Origin of the sequence: Leisingera sp. ANG-M1, from assembly GCF_000813745.1 — a bacterium.
Lineage (GTDB): Bacteria > Pseudomonadota > Alphaproteobacteria > Rhodobacterales > Rhodobacteraceae > Leisingera.
The window spans coordinates 909-2,093 of sequence record NZ_JWLC01000084.1 but is presented as its reverse complement, the minus strand read 5'-3'; the positions used below and the strand labels follow the sequence as shown (position 1 = coordinate 2,093).

Genomic DNA, 1,185 nt, shown 5'->3' with positions numbered 1-1,185 from the left:
AACCTATGCCAGCCCGCTGCACACGGAAATGGCGGCGATTTCGGGGCTGACCCTTGCCGAGGCGGTGACCCGCTCGCCGGCCTTTCCGCCCGTTGAAGGCTTGCCGGACAGCTACTGGAAGGAACAGACCTGCAGCGCCTGCCATCAATGGACCCGCGACCGTCTGTGCACCCAAGGCGGGACTTATCTGAACCTCGCCATGCAGCGCTCTCTGGGCAAGCAGCATCCGTTTGGCGGGGCGCTGAAACGGGCTTTGAAGAGCTGGGCTGCGGGCGGCTGTCAATAAGCTTCCGTCAGGTTGCGGGGACGGCGGGAGGCTCCCGCCTGATCCGGCGCATTTGAAAAATGCACCAGTCCAGTTGGGCGTGGCGCTGTGCGGTGCACAGCGCGGCATCTTTGAGGCCGGACCGGCGCGCGCACCTGCATGGCCCGCCGCCGGAAATGCCTGCGTGCCAGGCGCGGATGCGCTGGCTGCGGGTTCAGGTTTAACCGCCGCGAAGCACCGCAGACCGTCTTGGCCGGGGCAGGGACTGTGCCTCTGGGCAATGCGGCCGGAACGAAGTCCGCGCTGCGCTTCAGCGCAGCGCTATGCCCAAGGCCGCCAGGGTCCGGCGGCGCCAGCCGCGGGCCCGCGGGCGCGGGAGGCCCCTGCCTGCGGGTGCAGCGGTTGAGGGCAATCGCGGGGCTGGAGCTATATTGAGAGTATGCGCATCCTGACCGGAAGGCCTCTTATGTTTTCTCTCTGTAGCAAGTTCCGCCGTTTTCCCTCTGTTTTCAGTGCTTTGTGTCTTTCTGCAGCCCTGGCGCTGCCGGTGCAGGCGGCAAGGGACAAATTCGATCCCAGCCAGCCCTGCGTCTCGGTGCTTGTCTTTGAAGATGTGGTCGACCGGGTGCTGGTCGGAGCCTGGGTCTCAGGATATCTGGCCAAGGCCGAGGGGCGGCTCCGGGTGATGGGGCCGGAAGAGCTGTCCAAGATACTCACTGTGTTGCAAAATATGTGCAGCAGCAGCCCGGGGCTGCGGTTCAGCGCCTTGGCTGAGCAGCTTGCGCAAAAGGCCGTGGCAGCGCCCCGGCCGCGGGCCTCGGTGGCTGCACGGCAATTGCTGCGCCGGTTCTTTGCGGCGGATGCGGATTATGCAGCGCTGACAGCTGGTCTGAAACCGCGGCCAGGGGATGTCCGCGCGG

The 1,185-nt window shown here is 65.9% G+C and carries 1 protein-coding gene and 1 pseudogene; both read left to right on the top strand.

Annotated elements, in window-relative coordinates; translation table 11 throughout:
• Positions 1–286: pseudogene (locus RA19_RS25505) on the top strand (caspase family protein); the annotation flags it as partial.
• A gap of 445 nt (positions 287–731) precedes the next feature.
• Positions 732–1,185, top strand: a 454-nt coding sequence (locus RA19_RS27160) for a hypothetical protein (protein ID WP_193748345.1), incomplete at its 3' end; no start/stop codon positions are given.